Raw genomic sequence first — 5,958 nt, 5'->3', positions numbered from 1 at the left:
GCGAGATGTACGGGCAGGTCCGCACCACCGACGGCCGCTCACTCGGGCGGCCCCCGCGTCGGTCAGCCGGGGGCCACCGTCGCAGGCCGCCCCGACCTCGGGCGCCTCCAGCCGCCACCGGACCAGGACCCGGTCGGTGTCGTCGCTGCGGTTGATGTCGTCGTCCATCGGACCGTAGAAGTTCGACAGGTACTCGGTCGGATCGGCGGCCAGCTTGGCGATGTTGAAGTACGCGTTGCGGCGCACCAGGGGATCGTAGGTCCAGCAGATCTCGCCGACACCGCGCAGCATCGCCCAGGCACGTTGATGCAGCTTCAGCGCGAAACCGACGTTGCGCCCCTGCACGTGCGTCAGCACCCCGGCGATGTGACTGTGCAGAGCCTCGCGCGCCGGTGGGGAGAAGAAGCCGAAGCAGGCCCCCACCAGCTCCCCGCCGTCGAAGGCGCCGCTCACGTAGCTGCCCGCCTTCGCCATCGCGCGCAGCAGGTCGGCCGTCACCGGAGGATTGTTCTCGCCCGTGCGCCAGATGCGCTCGTACAGACGGCGGACGGCCTCGAGCTCGCCGACCCTGTCCAGGGGGCGGATGTCGACGCCCGCGGCGTGCGCGGCGGCCTCGGCCGCGGCGCACGCCGCGTCGACGGGCTGGGACTCGCGACGGTCGCGGATGAGATCAGTCACGCCGGCCATGGTTCCAGCCGGTCCCGTCCCGCAGATGGTCCGAAAGCACCGGACGACGGGGCCCCGTTCGTCCGGACGGACAACCCTCCGCCGCCAGCAGCTCGGCGACGAGCGAGGTGAGCAACCGCGTCCGCTTCGGCAGCTCCGCCACGAACAGGTGCTCGTCATCGGCGTGCGCACCCCCGCCGACCGCCCCCAGGCCGTCGAGGGTGGGAGTGCCGACACCCGCGGTGAAGTTCCCGTCGGAGGCGCCGCCGACGGCCACCGAAGCGAGCGGACCGATCCCGAGGCCGTCCGCGAGCCGGCGCGCCCGCTCGAACAGGTCCCTCGACGCGGCGGCCGGGAGCGGCGGCCGGTTCGGGCCGCCCCGGACCTCCACGCCGCCGCCGGGCAGCACCGGCCGCAGGGCCTCCATCGCCGCATGGACGCGGTGCTGCTCGGCGGCTTCCCGCACCCGGACGTCGACCTCGAAGCGCGCCGCTGCGGGAACGGTGTTCGCCGTCGTGCCCGCCTCCAGGCGGGTCGGCGTGACGGTCGTGCCCAGCGCGGGATCGCCCAGCTCGACCACGGCCATGATCTGGTGCGCCGCCTCGACGGTCGCGTTCACGCCGCGCTCCGGCTCCAGGCCCGCGTGCGCGGCCTTTCCCCGCACCAGCACCTCGTAGCGCGACACGCCCTTGCGCTCGGTCTTCAAGGCCCCGCCGGGCCCGGCGGCCTCCAGCACCAGCGCGGCCGCGCACCGCCGCGCCTCGCTCTCGATGAGCTCTCGCGACGAGGGCGACCCCGGCTCTTCGTCGCCGGTGACGAGGAGGGTCACGCCGTCCAGGTCGTCCAGCGCCGCCAGCGCGTGGAACGCCATCACCAGCCCCGCCTTCATGTCGAAGCACCCCGGCCCGCGCAGCACCCCGTCGCGGACCTGGAACGGGTGCGTCTCCAGCGAGCCGATCGGCCACACCGTGTCGTGGTGCCCGAGCAGCAGCACGCGCGGTTCGGCGCCGAAGCGCCACCGGACATGGGTGCGCCCGCCGATGACGACGCGCTCCGCCTCCGCCCCCAGGAGCCGGGCGCCGACCTCGGCGACCACCTCCGCGCTGCGGGCGACCGCGGCCAGATCGTCGGACGGGGACTCGCAGCACACGAGCCGTTCGATGTCGGCGATCATCGTGGCCTCGCCCGCGCGGACCCGTCGCGGGTCGCGGTTCGCCACGGCACGGCCTTCTGTCACGGTGGACACCTCCGGTCGACGCATCGCTCAAGCTTCGCGAGTCGCGCCGCGGGCGGACCTGTCCTGTCGGCCAACAATGGCGCGCGAGGTTGGGAACCGGCGATGAAACCGGGCGGCTCTCCGGGCCGCTCGTGTCAGGAGCCGACCGCCGCGCGTTTGCGGGCGCCCCGGACCGCCGCGGAGAGCGTGGCGATGTCGTAGGCGCCGACGTGGCGCCGTCCGTTGACGAAGAAGGTCGGGGTTCCGGAGACGCCGCTCACGTCGGCCGAGTCGACGTCCTCGGCGATCCGCCCGGCACCGGTGTGCCGGCGCAGGTCGGCGCGGAACCGGTCGACGTCGAGGCCGATCTCGCCGGCGTAGCGGACCAGGTCCCGGGGGCGCAGCGCGTCCTGGCGGTCGAGCAGCAGGTCGTGCATCTCCCAGAACCGGCCCTGCGCGGCGGCCGCCTCGGCGGCCTCGGCCGCGAGCTGCGCCTGGGGATGGATGTCGTTGAGCGGCAGATGGCGCCACACGTACCGGACGTCCCCGTAGTCGGCGAGCAGCTCCCGGACGACGGACTCCGCCCGTCCGCAGTACGGGCATTCGAAGTCGCCGTACTCCACCACGGTCACCGGCGCGTTCGCGGGACCGCGGACGTGGTCGCGCTCGGGCTCGACCGGTGCGGCCAGGTCGATGATGCTCTCCGCCGTCCCGAGCAGCGCCCGCAACCGCCTGCGCGGAGGCAGCAGCGCGGTCACGCGGACGACGACCCAGGTCACGAGCGTGGCGCACAGGGCCGCGGACAGCACGCCGATCTTGGCCTCCTCCAGCCGCTCACCGGTGAAGGAGAGCGTCGCGATCAGCAGGGCCACGGTGAAGCCGATGCCGGCGATCGCGCCGCCGCCGCCGACCGCGGCCCATCCGACCGGCGGACGCAGCCGGCCCCGGCTCACCCGGGACACCAGCCATGAGGCCCCGAGGATCCCGACCGGCTTCCCGGCCACGTAGCCGATCACGATGCCGAGCGTCACCGCCGAGGTGAAGGCGCGGCCGAGGAACCCGGCGGTGATCGTGACGCCCGCGTTGGCCAGCGCGAACAGCGGCACGACCGCGTAGCTCGCCCACGGGTGGATGAGCAGCTGGAGCCGCTCGTTCGGGGAGATCGCCGCGGCCACCCCGGTCCGCGCCGACCGGGCGAACTCCGGGGTGGGCTGCTCCCGGAACAGCCTGAAGACCTCGGTGGCGCGTTCCAGGTCGTCGCGCGCCGCCGGGTGAGCGTACGTCAGCAGTCCCATGACCAGGCCGACGACCACCGGCTCCACCCCGGCGGACTGGACCGCCGCCCACGCGGCGACGCCCAGCACGACGTACACCGGGATCTGCCGCACCCCGAGGGCGCGCACCAGCACGGTCACCGCGAGGATGCCGACCGCCAGCAGCAGCGGCGGCAGCGCGATGTCGCCGCTGTAGACGACCGCGATCACCGCGAGCGCGATGACGTCGTCCACGACGGTGGCCGTGAGCAGGTACGTGCGCAGCCGTGCGGGGAAGGCCCGTCCGACCAGCGCGAGCACGCCCAGCGCGAACGCGGTGTCGGTCGACATCGCGATGCCCCACCCGTGGGCGGCCGGCCCCCCGGCGTTGAAGGCCAGGTAGACGGCCACCGGCACGACCATCCCGCCGACACCGGCGGCCAGCGGCAGCGCGAACCGCCGCCGGTCGCGGAGCTCTCCCATGTCGAACTCGCGGCGCGCTTCGAGCCCCACCACGAAGAAGAACACCGTCATCAGGCCGCTGTTGACCCACTGCCGCAGATCCTGCGAGAGCCCGGCGCCCCCGAACCGGACGGACACCTGCGTCTCCCACACCCGCTCGTAGGAGGACGCGTCCGCGTTCGCCCAGACCAGTGCGGCGACCGTCGCGGCCAGCAGGACCACGGCGCCGCCCGTCTCGGTGCGCAGGAACTCCCGCAGCGGGGTCCGCAGGTTGCGCGCCCACGCGGTCCGGTCGGCGAACGATCCGGAGGGCGGGCCCGCTCGGCGCTCCGTCATCGCTGGACGCTCACCCGGGCCCCTCCTCGCCCGGCAGCCGGACGCGCAGGGCGACCGTCCCGGTCAGGTCGATCCAGGCCGAGTCCGGCGTCCGGACGTAGCGCAGGAGGACATGGCCGCATCCGGGGCAGCGCGCGACGAGGCCGGGCGCCCGGTCGTACACCCGCAGCTCGGCGATCGGGCCGGTGAGCCCGCAGTTGACGCAGCGGCCGGTGGCCGCCGTGACGTCCACGGCGAACAGCTCGCTCAGCGGGCCGGCCAGGGCGTTGCCGTCCACATGATCCATGGGACCGGGGGCGTCCTCCCGGCGGGGCACGTTCATCTCGCTCAGCCTCCGTTCAGCCGAACCGTTCGGTCTTGATCCGCCGCGGGTCGTGACCGCGGGCGAGCAGCATGTCGGCCGCCGACTCCACGAACCCCGTCGGCCCGCAGACGAAGCAGTCACGGTCGGGCGGGCCGTCCCCGAGATCGGCCGCCGTCAGCCGGCCGGGCGGGCGGGGCCAGCCGCCGGGGGCCGCCCGGGTGTAGACGTACGCGACCTCCAGCCCGGGCTCCGGACGCCGCAGCTCGTCGGCATAGAACACGTCCTCGGGCGTGCGCGTGGAGTACACCAGCCGGAACCGCGTTCCCGCCCCGGCCAGGCGGCGGGCACGGACCATGGCCATCAACGGCGCGATCCCGGAACCGCCCGCGACCAGCAGGACCTCCCGTCCCGCCTCGGGCCGCCACACGAACCAGCCGCCCACCGGACCCCGGATCTCGACCGGATCGCCCTGGCCGAGCACATCGGTGAGATACGGGGAGACCTCACCGTCCGGGACCCGCTGCACGGTGAGCTCCACCCGATCGGGCGCGGAGAGCGAGTAACTGCGCTGCGCGGCGTACCCGTCTTCCGCGGTCAGCCGCACGTCGACATGCTGACCGGCCAGATGCCCCGGCCAGCCCGGCACCTCGAAGACGAGCGTCCGGGCCGTTTCCGTCTCCCGACGCGTCTCGGCCAGCCGCGCCACGCGCCACGCTAGTCGCCCTGGTACCGCTGCTCGCGCCATGGGTCCCCGTAGTCGTGGTAGCCGGCGGTCTCCCAGAAGCCCGGCTCGTTCTCGTTCAGCAGGTCGATGCCCCGCAACCATTTCGCCGACTTCCAGAAGTACAGGTGCGGAACCAGAAGCCGCACTGGCCCCCCATGCTCCGGCGCCAGGTCCTCCCCGTCGTAGCGGTAGACGATCCAGGCCTTCCCGTCGAGCAGATCCTCAAGCGGCAGGTTGGTGGTGTACCCGCCGTACGAGGACACGAGCGCGAAATCGGCCGCGGTCTCCACGTCGGCCAGCAGGACGTCCAGCGACACCCCCTGCCAGTCCGTGCCGAGCTTGGACCACTTGGTGACGCAGTGAATGTCCACCCGCGGCTTCTCGAACGGCAGTTCCAGCAGCTCCCGCCACGTCCACCGGTATTGCCGCCCGGTCTCCGCGGTCACCGTGAGCTCCCACTCCTCCGGAGGGATCCGCGGGGTCGGACCGGCCGACAGCACGGGAAAATCCTCGGTCAGGTACTGCCCGGGCGGCAACTGGACCGCAGCCTCGCGACGCCGCCCATGGAACCCAGGCGAAACGACCCCCATCACAGCCTCCCCTCATCAGGCAGAACGGACCCCGTCCTCTGGCCCTTCCTTCCCCAACCCACCGACCCCGATGCGGCCCCCACCCTGGTCACCACCGACCCCGCGCCGGCTGGGCACCCGCTCCTCCTGGAGCGGCACAGGCCAGCCTGGGCGGACGCCCACAACCTCAGCACCGCCCTTACTATGTCAAGCCCGTTGGCGAAGTGTGCGGGAGAGTGCCGACGAGGAAAGGGCGGAAGCGCTGCTCTCAGGTACGGGTGAGGAGGACGCTCCGGACCTGCGAGCGGACGAGAGCGCGGTCGAAGACGCGGACATCGTCGATTCCGCCTCGCCAGTGGTCGATGGGGCGGCCTTGTTCGAGGGGCCAGGCCCTCCCGGCCGTCGGGCACGAAGGTGCCCCCACCGCT

Annotated in this window: 6 protein-coding genes; all 6 read right to left on the bottom strand. The window is 73.3% G+C overall.

The genetic code is table 11. The annotated features are described in order from the left end of the window. On the bottom strand, positions 1-678 hold a 678-nt coding region (locus AB0C69_RS36525), incomplete at its 3' end, for a hypothetical protein (protein WP_360360103.1). Continuing rightward, positions 671-1,903 (bottom strand): M20 family metallopeptidase, encoded by a 1,233-nt coding sequence (locus AB0C69_RS36520; RefSeq protein WP_360360100.1) that lies wholly within the window; start codon positions 1,901-1,903, stop codon positions 671-673. The genes AB0C69_RS36525 and AB0C69_RS36520, both read right to left, overlap by 8 nt. A 134-nt stretch (positions 1,904-2,037) precedes the next feature. Further along, positions 2,038-3,933, bottom strand: coding sequence for a Na+/H+ antiporter NhaA (gene nhaA, locus AB0C69_RS36515; protein WP_345172275.1), 1,896 nt, complete (start codon positions 3,931-3,933; stop codon positions 2,038-2,040). A 10-nt stretch (positions 3,934-3,943) separates the two neighbouring features. Beyond that, the gene (locus tag AB0C69_RS36510; RefSeq protein WP_345172277.1) at positions 3,944-4,255 is read right to left on the bottom strand and encodes a DUF6510 family protein; all 312 of its coding nucleotides are present in this window, start codon (positions 4,253-4,255) and stop codon (positions 3,944-3,946) included. Between the two features lie 16 nt (positions 4,256-4,271). Then, the gene (locus tag AB0C69_RS36505) at positions 4,272-4,943 is read right to left on the bottom strand and encodes a ferredoxin reductase (RefSeq protein WP_360360095.1); all 672 of its coding nucleotides are present in this window, start codon (positions 4,941-4,943) and stop codon (positions 4,272-4,274) included. 8 nt (positions 4,944-4,951) lie between these two features. Next, the gene (locus tag AB0C69_RS36500) at positions 4,952-5,551 is read right to left on the bottom strand and encodes a sulfite oxidase-like oxidoreductase (protein ID WP_360360092.1); all 600 of its coding nucleotides are present in this window, start codon (positions 5,549-5,551) and stop codon (positions 4,952-4,954) included. Between the last annotated feature and the right edge of the window lie 407 nt (positions 5,552-5,958).

Origin of the sequence: Actinomadura sp. NPDC048032 (assembly GCF_040653175.1) — a bacterium.
GTDB classification, from domain to species: Bacteria; Actinomycetota; Actinomycetes; order Streptosporangiales; family Streptosporangiaceae; genus Spirillospora; species Spirillospora verrucosospora.
Note: the sequence above shows the minus strand (reverse complement) of the source record. Positions and strands in the feature narration are given on the sequence as shown.